This is a genomic window from Ruminiclostridium hungatei, assembly GCF_002051585.1.
GTDB classification, from domain to species: domain Bacteria; phylum Bacillota; class Clostridia; order Acetivibrionales; family DSM-1351; genus Ruminiclostridium; species Ruminiclostridium hungatei.
The window spans coordinates 58042-76815 of record NZ_MZGX01000018.1 but is presented as its reverse complement, the minus strand read 5'-3'; the positions used below and the strand labels follow the sequence as shown (position 1 = coordinate 76815).

Below are 18774 nucleotides of genomic sequence, written 5' to 3'. Positions count from 1 at the left end.
CCGGAAAAACAAGCAGCACCAAAATTCTTGATGGGCGAGGAGTGATAATTGTGGCAGGTAAAATAGATGAAAATATAGTTTTTTACGGGCACTTAAGTGAATTGTATCAGCTGGCAAAAGAGGGGAAGATAAAAACCGGGTTACAAGGAAGTCATACTCGCCCTTGCAAGTTTTGGACCGCCACAAAAATATTGAGCGGCATACGCAATTCTATTGTAATAACACATGGGCCAAGCGGCTGCGCCTATGGGGTAAAAAAGGCCTATAAGCTCACCAACAGCAGAAACAGCGGATCACCCTATGAGCCGGTGATAAGCACAAATATGGATGAAGAAAAGGTTATCCACGGAGGAGAGGGCGAGCTGAAGGGTGCTATTCTGGAGGTGGACAGCAAATACAGGCCGGATATTATTTTTATAGCTGCCAGTTGTGCTACCGGAATTATAGGAGACAATATTGATGCAATAGTGGACGGTCTCAGGAGTAAGGTTTCTGCCAGACTTATGACTCTTCATTGCGAAGGCTTCGCAGGAGAGTACAGAAGCGGATTTGACCTGGTATTCAAGCAAATAACAAAACTGATGGATGCCCCTACCGCAGAACTTAAAAAACAGTTGGAAAGATCCGTGAATATCGTAGGGGGAAAGATGGGGCCTGAGAGGACGGAAGTGGATACGGATGTCAAGGAACTGGTCAGGCTTCTGGAACAAATGGGAGTTGGAGTAAACTCCATAATCGCCGGCAACTGTTCTCTGGAAGAATTGAAAAGAGCTCCGTCTGTTGCGGTAAATTGTACCCTGTGCCTGGATATAGGCTATGCAATAGGCACTGAAATGCTGAACGAATTTGGAACTCCCCTCAACTCCACTATTTTGCCCTATGGCATAAGTGCCACTGAAAAATGGATCAAAGGAGCGTCGAAGTATCTGGGTATGGAGAATGAAGCCGAAGCTTTAATTCAAAAGGAATACTCCCACATTAAAGAGGAATTTGAAGAGGCCAGAAAAAAGCTGGTTGATAAAATAGCCATTATTGAAGGGCATGATGCCATAAAATGTCTTTCAATAGCACATATGCTGGAACGTGATTTTGGAATGCGGGCAGTAATCTATAATTTCCACCCGTGGAATACCGGGGCAAGGGAAACCAGCATAGACTACCTGCTGGAAACGGGGCTTGATCCGGAGATATTGATAACGAAGGGGACCTTGGCCTTTGGTAAATATGAATCCATGAAGCAGACAGAAGAGGAATTGCTGGATTTTATTGGTGGGTTTGATAAGGATTCTGTTGTGTATTTCGGGTCATCATTAAGCTTCCCAAGCATTCCGGTGGTTGATCTGAATGCCATTATGAACAGGCCCAGATTCGGGTACAGAGGTGCTTTGAAGGTTGCAAAGTGTATCAATACCGCTCTGGAATATTCATTCAGAAAAAGAAGTGCTTTGTTTAAAAAGATAGTTTTCCCTGAAAAGTCCGGTTTGGCATCAGCCGGTTCCATGACCAGCAAGCTGGGAAGTGAGCTCCCTGATTGTACAGTATATGCCGAGAGGAGACGGGGCAAATGTATGATGAATTGAAATTTGAAAACTGCAGCCACAGTAAGGACCCGGTGCTTGGCTGCGCACTTGAAGGAGTGGCCAGTGTTATAGCGGGTATAAATGATGTGAGCATAGTTATCCATTCTCCTCAAGGCTGTGCAGCTACAGTGGCTAATGCATTTGACAACCATGAGATAGATTTTACAAAGCGAAAGATAGGGTGTACCCGCCTTTTTGAGACCGACATTATAATGGGTGCCTCCGAGAAGCTGGAAAATCTTATAAGGGAAGCGGATAAATCCTTTGGAAGAAGCGTGATGTTTGTAGTTGGAACTTGTGCGGCAGACATAATCGGTGAAGATATTGAGGGCTTATGCAAAAACCTTCAGCCTGAAATCAATGCCAGACTGATACCTGTGGTGGCAGGAGGGTTCAGGGGTAATGTATATGACGGTATAAATCTTGGTTTGAAAGCAATTACGCCTTTTATTAAAACCTCCGGAGGAGGTGCGGAGGATTGTGTCAATTTATTGATTCCCCAGGCAAATATTAATCCTACCTGGATGGGGGATCTGGACCATATCAAGAACCTGCTTGAGCAGCTTGATATCAGAGTTCAGACGGTTTTACCCCACAATATGGGCCTCGAGGAGCTGGGAAGCTTTGCCGATGCAAAGGCAAATATACTTTTAAGCGGTGATGCGGGACAGGATTTTGCAAAAAGAATGCAGGAAAAGCAGGGAATACCCCTCATTATGGGAGATATCCCGCAGCCTGTGGGACTAAAGAATACTGCCAGATGGATAAGGTCAGTTGCCACATATTTTGATAAGGAAGAAAAAGCTGAGGAAATTATCAGGGCCGGGGAAGAAAAAGTGGCCGATATTCTCAGAAGAAGAGCATTGATGATAATTCCAAGGTACCGCAATCTGAGGATAGCAGTCTGTGCCGATGCTACCTATGGAGTAGCTCTTGTGAGGATGCTGTTTGAGGAGCTGGAAATGATACCTGAACTTATACTTATCAGGTCAAGCAATACCAGGGCGGCAAAAATATTGGAGCGCGAAATCGAGAGCATGGGCATATCCCCTAAAGTTGCTTTTGGAGTAGATGGCTATCAAATTAAAAAGGCGCTTGAAGAAAGCAGGGTGGATGCAGTGCTGGGGTCGTCCTGGGAAAAATATATGGCTGAGGAAGCAGGCATTAAAATTGCTTTTGACCTGTTTGCGCCAACCAACAGGGATATTTATCTTGATAAGGCTTATATGGGATATGAAGGTATGCTTAATATGCTTGAAATAATCGGAAACGATTGGGAGCGGGCATTCCGTTCGAAGGAAATAAACTGGGAGCAATATGCGTAACAGGACTTATTGCTGAAGGGGGCTAACTATGCAGTGCATGTGTGATAAAAAACATGAAAATACAAATTTACCTGAAGAGCTGAGGGAAATGACTTTAAAGCATCCCTGCTATTCATTTGAGGGCCACAATAAATATGCCAGAATGCATCTGCCTGTGGCGCCGGCTTGTAATATCAGTTGTAATTATTGCAACAGAAGATATGACTGTGTAAATGAAAGCCGCCCGGGGGTGACAAGTGAAATATTGAAGCCTGAAATGGCAAGGGATAAGTTTAAAAAGGTGAAAGAGGATATTCCTGAGTTGACCGTTGTGGGTATTGCGGGGCCGGGAGACGCACTGGCAAACTGGCCGGAGGTTAAGGAGACAATTGCCTTGATTCAAAAGGAGTGGTCGGATGTGGTCTTTTGTATTTCAACAAATGGCTTGATGCTTCCTGATTACGCACCTGAAATAATTGAAATGGGAATAAAGCATGTTACCGTTACGGTAAATGCCCTGGATGCTGCCATAGGCGCTCAGATTTATCACCATATAGTTTATGGAGGGGAATATTATACCGGAGAAGCGGCAGCGGAGATACTTATAAAAAATCAACTGGAGGGCATAAAATATCTTGCTGAGCATGGAGTACTGGTCAAGGTCAATATTGTAATGATTAAGGACATTAACTCCAGTCATATATTTGAAGTGGTCAGAAAAGTAAAAAGACTGGGAGCCTTCATAACAAATATAATGCCTTTGATTCCTGCGAAGGGAAGCGCCTTTGAGAATCTTCCCCAGACAAGCATGAAGGATATAAATGCCATAAGAACCCTGTGCGGTAAGGAAATCAACCAGATGACCCACTGCCGGCAATGCAGGGCCGATGCCATCGGACTTTTGAAAGAGGATCAGTCCTACAAATACAGAACTGCCAGCAGGGAACCTGATGAAAAAGCTGTTGGAACCATTGTACTTAAAAAATACAGAGTTGCTGTGACCTCCAAATATAAAAAGCTTGTGGATTTGCATTATGGCCATGCAGAGGAGTTTCACATATATGATGTGGATGGATATGAAACAGTATTTGTTGAAACCAGAAAAGTGGAAAAATACTGTACCGGCCCGGAATGCGACAATGCTGAAGAGAGAAAGGAAGCTGCCCTAAGGGTAATTCAGGACTGTGATGTGGTTCTGACTATGAGAATAGGGTTTGATGCACAGAAGAGGCTTTCTGACAGAGGTTTTTTAATAGTTGAATCCTGTGAAAGCGTGGAAGAAGGTTTGTTAAGCGTAATACGCAGTATTGGTGTAAAAAAGGCCATATGAGCTGTGGATTGAAATTTTTCCCGAAGGAAGGTGGTTTTATGATTTCCGAATTTGTATTCATTGATAAAACTCTGGCTTATGCGTTGAAAAATGAAAAAATAGACCTGCCGGATTATATGTTGCTGATGAAAAAGATAACAGCCATGACAAAGATGTATTTTGATATACATATCAATTTTCTTCGGAAATATTCAGGGGGTAATAGCCTGAATATGGATTTCGGCAGTATCAGAGCATGGGTGGATTGTCAGGAAGAACAGGTGCTTGCCGCATATGAAATGGGGATTTCGTGGATCAAGATCAATATAAATAATGCTGTTTCTGATAATGCTGTAAATGAACTGATGAAGGTACTGACCCTGGCGGCCGGTTTTAAAATGAAAATAACCTTGGGATGCATGGACATCACAGAAAATATAGAAGAGTTTCAGAACGAAAAACTGTTAAATATCCTGAACAGTTTTAAAATAAGCGGACTTATTGTGCATGACGGTGAAAGCCGCCTTGACCCTATTTCTACTTATATGAAACTGCTGGAAATAAAAAAGGCCGTACCGGTAAAGCTGGAATATGGCGGCAAAAACGGTCTTGGACTTGCAACGGGCAATACCCTGGGAGCCGTTAAAAGCGGAATTGGTACAATGTCTGTTTCTATCGGCGGTATCGGCGGGTTCCCGGCCTATGAAGAAGTTGCCATGGGAATCAGCAGGCTGCTTAAAATACCCGTAGACATACCTCGAAACATAGCTGTTTGCTGCAAGGAGCTTCTGGAATATATACGGATTGAGATTCCAAAAACCAAGCCTATCATTGGAGCCAATATATTTGCTCATGAATCAGGCATACATGTTGATGGAATATACAAGCGCAGTGAGCTGTATGAGCCCTTTGCACCGGAAGAGGTAGGCCTTTCGAGAAAAATTGTCATAGGAAAACACTCCGGGAAAGCCGCTATTGAGCATAAAATTCAGGAGCTGAATATTAATGTTAAGCCCTACTGCATAAAAACTTTGCTGGAAAAGGTGAGAAGCCTGGCAATCAAGCAGAAAACAGCCGTTGGAGATGAGCAATTGCTCAGGCTGATAGAGGAGGTGGCAGTCTGCAATGGTTAGAATTATTGACACAACACTGAGGGATGGGGAACAGACTGCCGGTCTGGTGTTTTCACCTCATGAGAAGGTGGAGATTGCCAGGACTCTTGACAAGGCCGGAGTTTTTGGAATAGAAGCCGGGATACCTGCTATGGGAACTGAAGAGCAGGAGACTATGAAAACCATTCTGGGGCAGGGCTTGAAGGCACAAATAATTGCGTGGAACAGAGCGGATTTAAAGGATATATTGCAGGCCATCAATTGTGGTTTTTCCTGCATTCACATTTCCGTACCTGTTTCGGATCTCCATATCCAATACAAGCTGAAAAAGAGCAGGGAATGGGTTCTGGACAGGCTGAAGGATTCCCTGCAATATGCAAAAAGCTTTGGATGCAGGGTGTTTGTGGGGGCGGAGGATGCTTCCCGCTCAGATGAGGAATTTTTTCTGAAGGTTGCAGAGACGGCTGCGGCGCTTGGCGCTGAAAGAATCCGTTATGCAGACACTGTGGGGTGTCTGGAGCCCTTTGGCATATTTGATACCATGAAGAGGCTGACAAAAAGGTGCAGCCTTCCCATTGAGGTTCACTTGCACAATGATTTCGGATTGGCTGCGGCAAACACCATATCTGCCGTAAGAGCAGGTATAGAGCTGGCAAGCGTCACTGTGGGCGGTATAGGAGAGAGAGCTGGAAACGCGCCTTTTGAAGGTGTTGTCGAGATATTGGAAAGCCTGTATGGAATGGATACCGGCATCAGAACAGATGTCCTGGAGGAGCTGGTGGGAATGGTAAATGGAGCTTGCAGCCTATCGGAAGCCAGTTGAAAAGATACATGAAATGGTTGAAATTTGGTGTGACTGGATTGGGGTAAGAATTATGGAAAAAACGGGTATCGTTAGAAAGTGTGATATGCTGAATTATCTGATAATAATGGACTTGGCCAAAGCAGAAGATTTTAAGGCCATGTACAGTATACTGGGAGTCAAATCCAGAAAAAAGGTCATTGCCGATATCCTGTACGAGGATCTGGTAAATAACGGGACTATGGTAATGATTGAGGACAGGGAATTATATTCAAAAATATATAGCTTTGACAGGCACAAGGACTGTAAGTTCAATGATACCTTTAGTGCCGGAATAGATGAAATTGATTTTTCCATAATGCTGGAAAAGGATCTATGGAGCTATATATATGGCGAGTATTTTCTGAATTGCCGTTTGACAACAGAAACAATAGGTTTCGGCTTGATAAAGGTTTAGGTGCAGCGGGTGGAAGGAGGGATGCGGTTGGATTACAGGATGGATACTGAAAAAATAACTCTTTTCGAATATAAGGAATTGTTAAAAAAGCAAAACCTGCTTGCGGGACGGAGGCTTATAAAAAATAATATTGACGAGAGATTCCAAAGTATGGCTCAGGCAGGAATAAATAATGTCAAGGATTTAAATGAAAAATTGAGGAATGAGCCGCTTATTGAAGAGCTTTCCGGCAAATCCGGAATTCCTGTGGAATACCTTATGATATTAAAACGGGAGATAGCAAATATAGAGCCGAAACCGGTGCTTATAGCGGATTTTCCATATATATCGCCGCCTACCTTTAAGAAACTGGGAGAAAGCTGCATTCAAACCTCTGAAGATTATTTCAGGATATCCGAAGGCTGCTCCAATCCGGGGGCTGTAAATGCCAGTACGGGTATTTCTCTGGAGGATGCTGAAGAATTGTGCGTATTGTGCGATTTGATAAGAATAAACGGTGTGGGGCCGGTATTCTCCAGAATTTTATATGAAGCGGGTTTTACCAGTGTTGAAGAAATTGCAAACTCTTCTGCCGGTCATATTTACAATAAGACCCGGGAAATAAATAAAATCAACGCCTTTACAAGAGCTATTCCCGAAATAAGTGAAATACAGCTTTGTATTGATTTTGCAAAGCTGTTGCTCAAAAATTAAACTGCTGTCTCATAATATTATATAAAGATCCGGCAGTAAAATGCCGGATCACCATTTTTTTTATTGTGGAGGTCAAGGTTGAAAGAAAACCACTTTCAAACCTTTGAATTTATGTCCGCAGAGCGGACAGGGGGGGATAAAAAATGAAAGTACGATTGGACTATGTTACAAATAGCAGCTCGGTCAGCTATATAATAACCATGAATGCGGATATGGCCGAATTTGGAAAAAAGAGAAATCACAACTACACTGGAGATACAAAAAAGCAGCGGATTTTTGAAACTCTTTCAAAGGACCTTGTGAGTTCGGGCGAAATCCGGCAGTTCGGTGATAATGAGATTATCATGAAGCAATACGATTTTTCCAAAAAACCTGACTGTAAATACGACTATTCCTTTGAGGTTCCTATAAATGAAGTAGATTTTTCTAAAATGAGTGACGAGGTTCTCTGGGCATATATTTATGGGGAATACTTTGTAAATTCCCGATTGCCTGCCGAATTCAAAGGGTTGGGACTGGTGCAGGTACCGAGGGATAAGAATAAGCTGGCAGAAAAAATACATTCCCTGGGGTGTGATGACTGTGAGAGAAAAGGGACTGAGAAGTGTCATGGGAACAAGGCTGAATAGCTTTGCAAAAAAACTGGTTTTGTATAGATTAAGAGGTGAATATGTATGATTGTCAGAAGACATAGTACGGGTTACAATTTTTTGGGTGACACAGGTACCGGACTCACACTGAGGTGGGCCGATGGGGTGGGCGAAAATCCTGTATATGCACCATGGCCGGAATTGGCCGACATTTCCATAAGCAATCACTGCTCCAAGGGGTGTGATTTTTGCTACAGGGATAGCAAAGAGGATAACTCCTTCATGACCATCGGGCAGTATGAAAAAGTTCTTGCAGGTCTTCAGCACGAACGCTGGGGGACGGTTTTTCAGGTGGCTTTGGGAGGGGGAGAGCCTCTGGAACATCCTGATTTCAAAAAAATAATTCAAGCCACCTGTGACAGGGGCATTGTAGCTAATTTTACTACAAACGGAGAAAGGCTGAACGAGGATATTGTTGGCTTTCTCCGGGGGAAGATAGGAGCATTGGCCATATCCGCAGCTCGTATTGACCAGATAGATACCGGTATTTTGCGCCTTTTGGCCGGGAATGAGATAAGAACAAACCTGCATTTTATTCTGGATAACAGGTCCATAGCCCAAGGTATTGATATGCTGCGGGGAAAATACAATGATATCCTGAAACATGTGAACAGCGTCATTTTCCTGACCTATAAGCCAAAGGGCAGAGCACAGGCAGATAAATGCCTCGAACTGGACAGCAACCTGAGAATGTTCCTGAACCTGGTGAATAAGAACAAGTGCTCCTGCTCGGTTGGCTTTGACGCTTGCTTTGTTCCTTTGCTCATGAAGCACACCGAAGTCAACGTTGATTGCATCGATTCCTGCGAATGCGGCTTTTTTTCTGTGTATATAGACGAAAATATGAATGTGAAGCCCTGCTCCTTTGCCAGTGACGACAGCTATTCCTTTAACCTGAATGACTGCGATTTCAAAGTTATCTGGGGCAAAAAGTATGATAAATACAGAAAGGAAGTACTGAAAAATCGCTGTAACAGCAGCGATTGCGCAAACAAGAGCCAGTGCAGAGGCAAGTGTGTATATTTCGAGGATTTGCAGTTTTGTTATGTTAACTGATTTTATAAAAAAATAACTCGCACCCTTTCGGGTGCCGAGTTATTTTTTTATAAAATCACGTTTCTGCAATAATTTTACCGCAATCTGTCAAATCATAGCCGTTGATACCATGCATTTCCATTTTAAAATCCTCGGATTTCATGATATCCAGAATTGCCTGGTAAATGGGCTGGTCTATGTGGGCTTTCTTTATGACCACATCGTAGTATTCCTTATGTGCAGGTATGAAATCAATCTGACGTATCTTCAAAAACGGAAGTTCCAGACCTACAGCCATGTCTGCATGTCCTTTGGCTATGGCGCTTGTGAGGCCCATAGGCGAATTCGACTCATTTTCATACCCCTTTATTTTACTGATGGAAATGCCCAGCTTTTTCAGGTATTCATCCAGAAGTATTCGCGAACCGCTGCCTGGCTCCCGGTTAATGATGCTGATATTTTTCCTGCCCAGATCTTCGAACCCTGAAATCTTCCTGGGATTTCCCTTCAGGACATAAATGCCCTGCATCCGGGCGGCCAGACGTATGATTACCGACGGAATACCCGGGAGCATTCTCTCCACATAGGGGATGTTATAGTCCCCGGTCTTGCCATCCCATATGTGAGCTGCGGCTACATTTGCGTCTCCGCGGTATAATGAATAAAGGGCATTGTAGCTGCTCTCATAGGATCTGAGGGCCGGAACTCCTCTTGGGTGCCTTCCCAGATGGCGGCAAAGGATATCCAGCAAGGAGTCTTGTCCGCAAATGGTAAAGGACTCACGGCGGTCATCCCTGTTTGAATCCAGCTCTGCTGCGGCTGCTCTTTCGGGCTGTGCCTGCTCAGGGTTTCCGCTCTTTTTAGTCTTGATGCTTTTGCTTTTGTTTTTGTATTCTTCAACATCAAGCATGTCAACCCTGACCTTGTTTCCAACTCTATATCCGTTCAGATCTTTTCTCTTGATTAATTCATATACAGTGCATTTTGATATTTTTAAAATCTCTGCAACTTCCTGGGGTGTTAAGGATTTATTCTCCAAGTCATCCACCTTCCTAACTGAAAAGTTTATATAATGTTATAAAACTAATAGAAAACTAACAAAAACAAATGAATTTAAATAAATTATAACATGCAATATGCACTTGTTCAATATGCATCAAATATATAAAAACAACAAATAATCAATTATGAGCCTGAATAAAATTGTTACGTATCAATAAAAAATGAAGGATTGGAATAAAAATATTGCAAAATGCTTGACAGTTAAAATGCTGGTGCTATAATAAAACCATACAAAACCAAACGAATCATAAAGAATTCTTGCGATTTAAATCTGTTATGTAAGAAATGCGTGGCAAACCATATGCTCTACCAACCTCTGCCCTGTTCTCTGATCAGTTCACCGTCGAATTGAAAACTTCATACCGGCAACTGCTTGCCCGGCCGGAATTCAAAGTATAACTGCTCTGTAAAAGCCTTAAGCAGGGTTTACTTATTTTTTCAAATTAAAAATTATAAAAATTAAGTTTATTATAAGGAGACTTACACAGATGCCCGGTAATAGCCGGGCTTAAGGGGGGGAGTAAGATGGAGGCGGTGGAAGACAAGCCGGAACCTGTAAAAAAACAATATGCTTCTATAAATAAAATGGACAGGAACAGGGTTATACTTTTCAGCATGTTCATTCTGCTAATAGCAGCAATTTTTATATCCTTCATAATCGGAAGGTACAGAATACCAGTACCGCAATTGCTGGAAATCCTTAAGGGGAAGCTTCTGGGCATGCCTCAAACCTGGCCGGCTGCCGTTGAAACGGTGATTTTTAAAGTCAGAATACCAAGAATATGCGCGGATTTAATGGTAGGAGCAGCTCTTGCCACCTCCGGAGCTACCTATCAGGGATTGTTTAAAAATCCCATGGTATCTCCGGACATTCTGGGGGCTTCGGCCGGAGCAGGCTTTGGGGCAGCTATTGCCATACTGCTGTCCTTCAATCTGGTAGGAGTACAGCTTTCCTCATTTGTTTTCGGCCTTGGTGCGGTAATACTCACTTACATGGTTGGCTCCATCATAGGCCGCAGCAGTAACGCTATTCTGATACTTGTCCTTACGGGTATGGTAGTTTCAACCATGTTTTCGTCCTTCACATCAATTACAAAATATTTGGCGGATACCGACAACAAGCTTCCTGCAATCACCTTCTGGCTTATGGGCGGCCTTTCCTCGGTAAGCACGACAGATATAAAGGTTTTACTTGTTCCCTTTTGCCTTGGCATTATTCCCCTGTTTCTTTTAAGATGGAGATTGAATGTACTGTCCTTTGGAGAAGAGGAAGCCCAGGCCCTGGGAATTGATACAAAAACCACCCGCAAAATAATAATTGTGTGTGCTACCCTGTTGACCGCATCTGCCGTATCGGTCAGCGGGATGATTGGCTGGATAGGACTTGTGATACCCCACATAGCCAGGCTGCTGGTGGGGCCCAACTATAAGGAACTTCTGCCCGCATCCTTTCTGGCCGGAGGCATATTTCTCATAATTGTGGACAATGTGGCCCGGAGTGCCTTTACCATTGAAATTCCTTTGGGAATTCTGACCTCACTGATAGGAGCACCATTTTTCATGTACCTGTTAATTAAAGGAAGAAGGTCTTGGATATGAAACTTGAAATAAAAAATGCCGTTTGCGGCTATGGGAACAGAACGGTTGTAAAGGATATATCGGTCAGTGTAAGGTCGGGCGAAATACTATGCCTGCTGGGACCCAACGGTGTGGGGAAAACCACGCTCTTCAAGACTATTCTGGGATTTTTGAAACTGCAGGGCGGCAGCATAATCCTGAACGGCGAAAATGTCACAAGTTGGACCAGAAAGAAACTGGCCACAGCGTTGGGATATGTGCCCCAGGCCCATATCCCGCCTTTCCCCTTCAAGGTTCTGGATGTGGTTGTCATGGGCAGGACAGCGCACCTGTTAAGTTTTTCCTCACCCTCCCGCAAGGACCTTGCTATTGCTGAAAATGCCCTGGAGACTCTTGGGGTGGGATATCTTAAAAACAGGATATACACTGAAATCAGCGGAGGAGAGAGGCAAATGGTGCTGATAGCCAGAGCTTTGACCCAGCAGCCGGATATTCTCATAATGGATGAACCAACCTCAAATCTGGATTTTGGCAACCAGGTACGCGTATTGCAGCAAATAAAAGCCCTGGTGGAAAAAGGAATAGGGGTTATAATGACATCTCATTTTCCAGACCATGCTTTTATTTGCTCCGGTAAGGTGGTATTGATGCAAAAAAACCATAAATTTATTGCGGGGCTTTCAGAAGAGGTAGTAACTGAAGGCAACTTACAGGACACCTACGGTGTAGATGTTAAAATTGTAAGCAGCCCGGGCAGAGCAGGTGAAACAATAAAATCCTGTATCCCTGTACTTGCGGGGGTCTGATGGCAGCATAGGGCAGCAGCGGACTTTTGAAGCATATTTGAATTTTATTTTAAACATTCGGGGTGAAAAAATATGAAAAATCATAAAAATGACAGAAGTAACAAGAAGATTAAGAATACTTTAAAGCAAGCAATCAGTTGTGCAAGCTGTATGGGAATAGTGCTGGCCTTGTTGATTTCAGGCGGCTGCGGGACTGTGCAATCAGGTAAGGAGGCGGTGCAGCCGGAACTTTCGGGTTCATCCTCAGCAGTTGCGGAAAACATGGATCCCCTGGGCAGGTATGAACCTGAAATAACGGTTTCAATGGTTCATCAGAACGGGGATCAGACTGTGAAATTCAAAAATGGAGATACCTTTGAAAACAATGTGTTTACCAGGGCCTATAAAGAAATGCTGGGCATAAACGTAAAATATTTATGGGTGGCATCAGGGGATGACGAGGCTCAGAAGACAAATCTGATGATTGCTTCGGGCTCACTGCCTGATATATTCATGCTGGACAGTCTTTCACAATATGAACAACTGGTCAAGGCTGATAAAATCCAGGATTTGACGGACACCTTTGAGAAATATGCCACAGCTTACACAAAATCAATATACTCCGGCGAATTTGCAAGAGAGCTGGAAGCTGTGAAACGGGGCGGAAAGTTATATACAATACCATGGTTCAATGATTACAATGCCATAATTTCCATGATCTGGATCCGTTCAGACTGGCTGAATAATCTCAACCTTCAGATTCCGAAAACAGGGGAGGAACTGTTTAAGGTAGCAGAAGCTTTTACCTTTAACGATCCCGACAAAAACGGAAAAAACGACACCTATGGAATACCCATGGATAATTCGGGAATAGAATCGGCCTTCTGGAACGTATTCCACAGCTATCCCGGCATCTGGACAAAGGATTCCGCCGGGAAACTGTCTTATGGGATGTATGGTTCAAAGGAGCAGGCAGATGCAACAAAGGCTGCTTTGCTAAAGCTTCAGGAGTTTTATAAGAAGGGTGTGATCCGCAAGGACTTTACTACGATTGAAGATGCCCAGTTGTCGGAGGACATAATTTCAGGCAAATGCGGGGTTTTATTCGGAACAGCCAGCAGACCATACTTCCAATTGCAGGACAACACAAAGACAGATGCAAAGGCAGATTGGATTCCTCTGGCAATACCGTCCCTGAACGGAACAAAGCAGACAATATCGGCCAGCCCGCTGAACCAGTACGGCTTTTATGTAGTAAGAAAGGGCTATGAACATCCGGAAGCCCTTGTGAAGCTGCTCAATCTTTATAATAAGCTGGAAAATGACCCAAGCACGGTAACTCAGGAGTATCTGGACGTTTACGGCAGTTTCTTTAAGGCTGCACCTGTGAGACTGTATGAACCCCATACTTTCTTCAATGACTATAATTCACTTAAAAGTGCAATTGAGAGCGGTGATACCGCAAAGCTCACCATTATCCAGAAACAGTATTATGAAAATATAAAAGCATTCTCTGATGCTGGAGACAAGACCTTTACAAACAGGGGAAACAAAACAGGCTGGGCGGATTTCAAGTACTATGGGCCTGGGGGTGCGGCGGCTGTTGCCGAAACTTATAACAAAAACGGATTATATGTTTATGATGAGTACTTTGGTCCTCCCACCAAATCCTTTATAAGCAAACAGCCGTTGATTGATAAAAAGTGGAATCAAATTATGATGGATATAATAACAGGAGCAGATACAGCGGAGTTTGACAGCTTTGTGGAAAGCTACGGGGCTATGGGAGGAGATGCCATAGCAGGTGAAGTTAATGAATGGTTTGAGTTGAATCAAAAATCCAACTGATTCATATCTGATTAAAAGAGAACCGCAGGGGTGAGGAAAATGTTTGCAGAAAAATTCAAAAGACAGTTGCCATTGCATATAATGCTGCTTCCGGCTGTGATTCTTGTGATTGTATACAATTACGGCCCCATGTTCGGGCTGGTAATGGCTTTTCAGAATTTCAACCCTGCGGAGGGCTTTCTGAAATCGGAGTGGGTTGGACTGGGTAATTTCAGTTACCTGATGAAAGTTGGTGACATTCATCAGGTATTATGGAATACCGTATATATTTCAGTAATGAAAATAGCAGCAGAGACTCTTGCGGCCATTGTGCTGGCGCTGCTTTTGAATGAGCTGCGGCACAGGGCCTATAAGAGAGTGGTGCAGACGGTCATTTATTTTCCCCATTTCCTTTCCTGGATAATACTTGGAGGCATATTCAGAGAACTTCTGGCATATGACGGAATAGTTAACAATGTGCTGGGGCATGTGGGGGTTAGTCCGGTTATCTTTCTTGGAGACAATAAGGTTTTTCCTTTTGTTCTGGTAGCCACCCATGTCTGGCAGCAGGCGGGTTTCGGCATAATCGTGTATCTGGCCGCCATCTCAGGAATAAACCCTCAGTTATATGAAGCTGCCGTTATGGATGGAGCGGGAAGACTGGCCCAAATCCGGCACATCACTTTGCCTGGAATTAAAAGCATAATAATTCTCATGGCCACCCTAAGCCTTGGCAGCATTCTTGATGCCGGTTTCGGACAGGTGTATGCCCTGTACGGACCGGCGGTGTACAAGAGCGGAGATGTTATTGATACCTGGGTATACAGGATGGGTTTGCTTGATGCGCAATATTCCATTGCGACGGCGGTGGATATGTTCAAATCCGTTGTCAGTTTCGTATTGGTATCGATTTCATACTTTATGGCCTATAAGTTTTCAGATTACCATATTTTTTAGGATGTGAGCCAGATGGTTGAAGAAAAAAGCACCGGAAGAAAAATTTTTATATGGCTGAATGTGCTGTTTCTGTCTGCCTTCGCACTTTTGTGCATAGTACCGCTGGTACATGTGCTGGCGCTGTCTTTTAGCAGCAGTGCGGCAGCAGGCTCCGGAAGGGTCAGGCTTTTGCCCGTGGAATTCACTTTAAAGGCGTATGAATTTGCCATGGATAACGTGCACTTCTGGAATTCCTTCAGGGTATCCATAGAAAGGGTTTTAATAGGTTTGCCGGTGGAGCTGGGCTTAACCTTGATTACCGCATACCCGCTGTCAAGACAAAACAAGGACTTTAAACAAAGAACCATATATGTATGGTTTCTTTTCATCTCCATTCTTTTCAGCGGAGGAACCATTTCAACCTATATGGTAGTAAAATCCACCGGACTTATTGATACGATTGCAGCGCTGATAGTTCCGGGTGCGGTGAATGTATTCAACATCATATTGATGATAAACTTTTTCAGAAATCTTCCCAGAGAACTGGAAGAAGCTGCATTTATTGACGGGGCAGGACATTTCAGAATACTGTTTGGCATAATTGCACCGGTGTCCATGCCTTCCATAGCCACAATCGCCGTCTTTATCCTGGTAAAGCATTGGAATTCCTGGTTTGACGGGATGATATACATGAATAATGTATCTAACTTTCCATTGCAGTCTTATCTGCAATCCCTGGTAATACAAAGGGATACCAATCTTCTGATGACCAGGGAGGAAGCCGAGCTGCTGGCGCTTATATCCGAGAGAACCACAAAATCGGCACAGGTTTTTATAGCAATATTGCCAATATTTGCAGTATATCCCTTCCTGCAGAGGTACTTTGTTTCAGGAATGGTAATAGGGAGTGTAAAGGAGTAGATCATAAGGAGTAAATCATATGGATGATAATTTAAGAGAATATTACAAGGCACTTTATTTTACCGATTTCAATTCCTCCCCCCATGACTACGGATACAGCGGCAAGCTTTCCGGTGCAATGTATGCAATAGGCGAGATTAAAGATGCCGTTCCCATTATTCATGGTTCTGCGGGTTGCGGCTTTCACTATAAATATGTGTGCAGGAGAGGGTATCTGCCCGCTTATAACGCACAGTGCACCGAACTGGAGGAGGAAGATATAATATTTGGAGGAGAGGAAAAACTCAGAGCTGCTATAATTAAAACGGTTGAAAAGTATTCACCCTCCATGATTGCCGTAATCCCGGCAACTTCAGTGGACATGACTTATGCTGAGGTTGATTCTGTTATAAAAAGTCTCAGCAATACAATGAGTTGCAAAATAATAGCCGTTAATTCCGAAAAATTTTCTCATGTGGATAAACGCAACAGGGGCAGAGCCATAGAAGACAGCATTAAAAACTGGGATGGCTCCTGCCGTAAAAATACTTTTGAATTCAGCAAGGGCTGCGGTTTTTCCGAAGCGATGACCGCCATAGTTGAGAACCTGATGACCGGGCAGGAGCCCAGGGAGAAATCGGTGAACATATGCGGTTTTGCATGGGGAGCAGGAGGGAGCGCTATTGTTGACGGCATGGCCAGAGAACTTAAGGCTTTGGACATTGAGGTAAATGCCTTTATCCCAAACTGTACCACACAGGAATTGATTACCGCTCCCAGGGCAGCTTTGAACATAGTTACAAGAAGGATACCCTGGGCCCGGAGAATGAAGGAATTATACGGCACCGAGTATTTTCAGGCGGGCACCTTTGAGAACTACAGAGGAATAAGCGGCATAGAAAGGCTTTACCTTGAAATATCCCTGGCCTTGGGAATTGGAAAACCGGCCTCTCAAAGCCTTGTAAACAGGAAAAATCAGATTTACAGGGAGCTGGGAGAGGTGAGGGAGTATTTTGATAAATTTACATTTGCACTTGTATCCTCAGACTATAGAGGCCTTCCATACTATATTGAAGAATATGAAAGGGAATATGGCATCCGCCTGAAATATGTCTGTGTCAGAATGAAAGAAGAGGATATGGTCTTTGACGGCATTTCAAAAGAGACAAAGGAACTGCTTATGAAGAATATAAGGCTGGCATTGCTGAATTCCGGCAGTAAAGCCCAACTGCTGCAGGAGACAACTGAGGAAGAACTGCTGGCGGTGTCAGGCGCGGTTGATTTTGTACTGGGGGACCAGATACCGGACTTCCCTGTGCATGCTCACAAATTTTTAAGAGGTACAGGAAAAGTTATTCCCATGGATATGGCAGGCTACGGAAATATGATAAAAGGTTTTGCATCAATAATCCGGAAGAAATCGGGGCCGGACTGGCAAAACAGGGATGAAGCCTTTTGCCTGCCGGAGTATTATTCCGGGGTTGAAAACCTGAACCTGAAGGGTTCCAGAAAAATGTGGGAAGAGCTGTGGCTGCAAAGGAGGTATGGAACATGAGTTTATGCAAGAGCTGCAAGCTGTTTGGCGCCTACCGCGCCGCCGTGAGTATAACGGATTCGGCGGTGCTCATACATTCCACCATTGGCTGCAATTGGGGGACCTCCACTTTTCACAATACTTCAAAGCTTATGGACATAAGGCAGTGTTCAAGTGTCATTTATGAGGAAGATATAGTCTATGGAGGGCGAAGGACGCTGGAAAAAGCACTGAGAGAGGTTTGTGACAACTACGACAGCTCTGTGGTTTTTGTCCTTACCGGCTGTGTGGCAGAAATAATGGAAGATGACATAGAAGGCATTATCAGAGATACAAATTGCAATAAGGATATAAAGATTATCAAGTCAGCAGGCTTTAAGGGCGATATGCTGTCAGGCATGGAGGATGCCATGAGGCTTTTGGCTGACAATATGAAACCCGCAGCCCCAAAGAAAAACTCAATAAATTTAATCGGGCTGTTTTCAGATGATTTCAAAATTGATGCTGACTTGAAGGCTGTGAGGAAATTGCTGGGCAGGCAGATACAAATCAATTGCGTAATGCCGTATGACAGCTATGAAAAGATACAGGAAGCACCTGGGGCATGCCTGAATGTTGTATTTTCCGGCTTTGAACCGGTTGGAGCCTATATGCAGGAGAGGTTTGGAACGCCGTACATTGTGGCAGAATATCCCTATGGGATTGGAAACAGCAAAAAATTCTGCAAGGCCATATATGATGCTTTGAATATAAAAAGTCATTTCAGTTTGGATGCCCTGGAAAGGATAACTCTTGAAAGGCTGGAGCATGCCTTCGACTATGTTAAAAAGTTTTATGGAATGCCTGCTGCCGTGGTTGGTGACGGAGTCAGGGCAGCTTCATTGAAAGCTTTCCTTGAGAGTGAGCTCGGTCTTAATGTGGAGGTTTTTCTGAACAGCTTTCATGATACAAAAAACAGGGATTTTGACAAAGAAATAGAGCTCTCAAATTCAATCATGATTTTCGGTTCTTCCTTTGAAAGGGGATGGGCCGACAGGTATAACATTCCATTGATACGCTATACTTATCCGGTTTTCGATTCAATCAGCATCGGAAATAAAAATTACGCAGGATTCAGCGGAGTAATAAATCTTGTGGAAGACATGGTCAATTCCATAATGACCATGGAATACAGAAGGAGCGGAATGTACGGTTAAGGTGATTAATTTTG

Annotated in this window: 17 protein-coding genes; 16 read left to right on the top strand and 1 reads right to left on the bottom strand. The window is 43.7% G+C overall.

What is annotated here, in order from left to right; all coding sequences use genetic code 11:
• Window positions 1–50 precede the first annotated feature (50 nt).
• The 9 genes from CLHUN_RS13660 (at window position 51) to CLHUN_RS13620 (ending at window position 8963) form a co-directional block, all read left to right on the top strand.
• The gene (locus CLHUN_RS13660) at window positions 51–1580 is read left to right on the top strand and encodes a nitrogenase component 1 (RefSeq protein WP_080065193.1); all 1530 of its coding nucleotides are present in this window, start codon (window positions 51–53) and stop codon (window positions 1578–1580) included.
• The gene (locus CLHUN_RS13655; RefSeq protein ID WP_080065192.1) at window positions 1565–2905 is read left to right on the top strand and encodes a nitrogenase component 1; all 1341 of its coding nucleotides are present in this window, start codon (window positions 1565–1567) and stop codon (window positions 2903–2905) included. The genes CLHUN_RS13660 and CLHUN_RS13655 overlap by 16 nt, the downstream gene beginning before the upstream one ends.
• Window positions 2906–2933: 28 nt before the next feature.
• Window positions 2934–4214, top strand: coding sequence for a nitrogenase cofactor biosynthesis protein NifB (nifB, locus tag CLHUN_RS13650; protein ID WP_080065191.1), 1281 nt, complete (start codon window positions 2934–2936; stop codon window positions 4212–4214).
• Between the two features lie 38 nt (window positions 4215–4252).
• The gene (locus CLHUN_RS13645) at window positions 4253–5326 is read left to right on the top strand and encodes a homocitrate synthase/isopropylmalate synthase family protein (RefSeq protein ID WP_165755756.1); all 1074 of its coding nucleotides are present in this window, start codon (window positions 4253–4255) and stop codon (window positions 5324–5326) included.
• Window positions 5319–6128 carry a beta/alpha barrel domain-containing protein gene (locus CLHUN_RS13640; protein ID WP_080065189.1) on the top strand — a complete coding sequence of 270 codons (810 nt, stop codon included), beginning with the start codon at window positions 5319–5321 and terminating at the stop codon, window positions 6126–6128. The genes CLHUN_RS13645 and CLHUN_RS13640 overlap by 8 nt, the downstream gene beginning before the upstream one ends.
• A 52-nt stretch (window positions 6129–6180) precedes the next feature.
• Window positions 6181–6564 (top strand): hypothetical protein, encoded by a 384-nt coding sequence (locus tag CLHUN_RS13635; protein WP_133051113.1) that lies wholly within the window; start codon window positions 6181–6183, stop codon window positions 6562–6564.
• A gap of 27 nt (window positions 6565–6591) precedes the next feature.
• On the top strand, window positions 6592–7257 hold the full coding sequence (locus tag CLHUN_RS13630; RefSeq protein ID WP_165755755.1) for a DUF4332 domain-containing protein: 666 nt from the start codon (window positions 6592–6594) through the stop codon (window positions 7255–7257).
• Between the two features lie 143 nt (window positions 7258–7400).
• The gene (locus CLHUN_RS13625) at window positions 7401–7886 is read left to right on the top strand and encodes a hypothetical protein (protein WP_080065186.1); all 486 of its coding nucleotides are present in this window, start codon (window positions 7401–7403) and stop codon (window positions 7884–7886) included.
• 45 nt (window positions 7887–7931) lie between these two features.
• The gene (locus CLHUN_RS13620; protein WP_080065185.1) at window positions 7932–8963 is read left to right on the top strand and encodes a radical SAM/SPASM domain-containing protein; all 1032 of its coding nucleotides are present in this window, start codon (window positions 7932–7934) and stop codon (window positions 8961–8963) included.
• 55 nt (window positions 8964–9018) lie between these two features.
• Here the strand turns inward: CLHUN_RS13620 and CLHUN_RS13615 are convergent, their stop codons facing one another.
• Window positions 9019–9990 carry a substrate-binding domain-containing protein gene (locus CLHUN_RS13615; protein ID WP_340148340.1) on the bottom strand — a complete coding sequence of 324 codons (972 nt, stop codon included), beginning with the start codon at window positions 9988–9990 and terminating at the stop codon, window positions 9019–9021.
• A gap of 629 nt (window positions 9991–10619) precedes the next feature.
• Between CLHUN_RS13615 and CLHUN_RS13610 the strand changes: the two genes are divergently transcribed.
• The 7 genes from CLHUN_RS13610 (at window position 10620) to CLHUN_RS13580 (ending at window position 18760) form a co-directional block, all read left to right on the top strand.
• Window positions 10620–11603, top strand: coding sequence for a FecCD family ABC transporter permease (locus CLHUN_RS13610; RefSeq protein WP_422785064.1), 984 nt, complete (start codon window positions 10620–10622; stop codon window positions 11601–11603).
• Window positions 11600–12388 (top strand): ABC transporter ATP-binding protein, encoded by a 789-nt coding sequence (locus CLHUN_RS13605; protein ID WP_080065182.1) that lies wholly within the window; start codon window positions 11600–11602, stop codon window positions 12386–12388. The genes CLHUN_RS13610 and CLHUN_RS13605 overlap by 4 nt, the downstream gene beginning before the upstream one ends.
• Before the next feature lie 72 nt (window positions 12389–12460).
• Window positions 12461–14215, top strand: a complete 1755-nt coding sequence (locus tag CLHUN_RS13600; RefSeq protein ID WP_080065181.1) for a type 2 periplasmic-binding domain-containing protein — start codon at window positions 12461–12463, stop codon at window positions 14213–14215.
• 39 nt (window positions 14216–14254) lie between these two features.
• Window positions 14255–15151 carry an ABC transporter permease gene (locus tag CLHUN_RS13595; protein ID WP_080065180.1) on the top strand — a complete coding sequence of 299 codons (897 nt, stop codon included), beginning with the start codon at window positions 14255–14257 and terminating at the stop codon, window positions 15149–15151.
• A gap of 12 nt (window positions 15152–15163) precedes the next feature.
• Complete coding sequence (locus CLHUN_RS13590; RefSeq protein WP_080065179.1) at window positions 15164–16051, top strand: carbohydrate ABC transporter permease; 888 nt, start codon at window positions 15164–15166, stop codon at window positions 16049–16051.
• 19 nt (window positions 16052–16070) lie between these two features.
• Window positions 16071–17585 carry a nitrogenase component 1 gene (locus CLHUN_RS13585; RefSeq protein WP_080065178.1) on the top strand — a complete coding sequence of 505 codons (1515 nt, stop codon included), beginning with the start codon at window positions 16071–16073 and terminating at the stop codon, window positions 17583–17585.
• A complete protein-coding gene (locus CLHUN_RS13580; RefSeq protein ID WP_080065177.1) occupies window positions 17582–18760 on the top strand; it encodes a nitrogenase component 1 in 1179 nt (392 codons plus the stop codon). The genes CLHUN_RS13585 and CLHUN_RS13580 overlap by 4 nt, the downstream gene beginning before the upstream one ends.
• The last annotated feature ends 14 nt before the right edge of the window (window positions 18761–18774 follow it).

Bases quoted from the DNA above. Each gene is read 5' to 3' on its own strand.
- CLHUN_RS13635 (WP_133051113.1), top strand. From the start codon at position 6,181: ATGGAAAAAACGGGTATCGTTAGAAAGTGTGATATGCTGAATTATCTG.
- CLHUN_RS13585 (WP_080065178.1), top strand. From the start codon at position 16,071: ATGGATGATAATTTAAGAGAATATTACAAGGCACTTTATTTTACCGAT.
- CLHUN_RS13590 (WP_080065179.1), top strand. From the start codon at position 15,164: ATGGTTGAAGAAAAAAGCACCGGAAGAAAAATTTTTATATGGCTGAAT.
- CLHUN_RS13580 (WP_080065177.1), top strand. From the start codon at position 17,582: ATGAGTTTATGCAAGAGCTGCAAGCTGTTTGGCGCCTACCGCGCCGCC.
- CLHUN_RS13655 (WP_080065192.1), top strand. From the start codon at position 1,565: ATGTATGATGAATTGAAATTTGAAAACTGCAGCCACAGTAAGGACCCG.
- CLHUN_RS13610 (WP_422785064.1), top strand. From the start codon at position 10,620: ATGTTCATTCTGCTAATAGCAGCAATTTTTATATCCTTCATAATCGGA.
- CLHUN_RS13640 (WP_080065189.1), top strand. From the start codon at position 5,319: ATGGTTAGAATTATTGACACAACACTGAGGGATGGGGAACAGACTGCC.
- CLHUN_RS13645 (WP_165755756.1), top strand. From the start codon at position 4,253: ATGATTTCCGAATTTGTATTCATTGATAAAACTCTGGCTTATGCGTTG.
- nifB (WP_080065191.1), top strand. From the start codon at position 2,934: ATGCAGTGCATGTGTGATAAAAAACATGAAAATACAAATTTACCTGAA.
- CLHUN_RS13600 (WP_080065181.1), top strand. From the start codon at position 12,461: ATGAAAAATCATAAAAATGACAGAAGTAACAAGAAGATTAAGAATACT.
- CLHUN_RS13620 (WP_080065185.1), top strand. From the start codon at position 7,932: ATGATTGTCAGAAGACATAGTACGGGTTACAATTTTTTGGGTGACACA.
- CLHUN_RS13605 (WP_080065182.1), top strand. From the start codon at position 11,600: ATGAAACTTGAAATAAAAAATGCCGTTTGCGGCTATGGGAACAGAACG.
- CLHUN_RS13595 (WP_080065180.1), top strand. From the start codon at position 14,255: ATGTTTGCAGAAAAATTCAAAAGACAGTTGCCATTGCATATAATGCTG.
- CLHUN_RS13625 (WP_080065186.1), top strand. From the start codon at position 7,401: ATGAAAGTACGATTGGACTATGTTACAAATAGCAGCTCGGTCAGCTAT.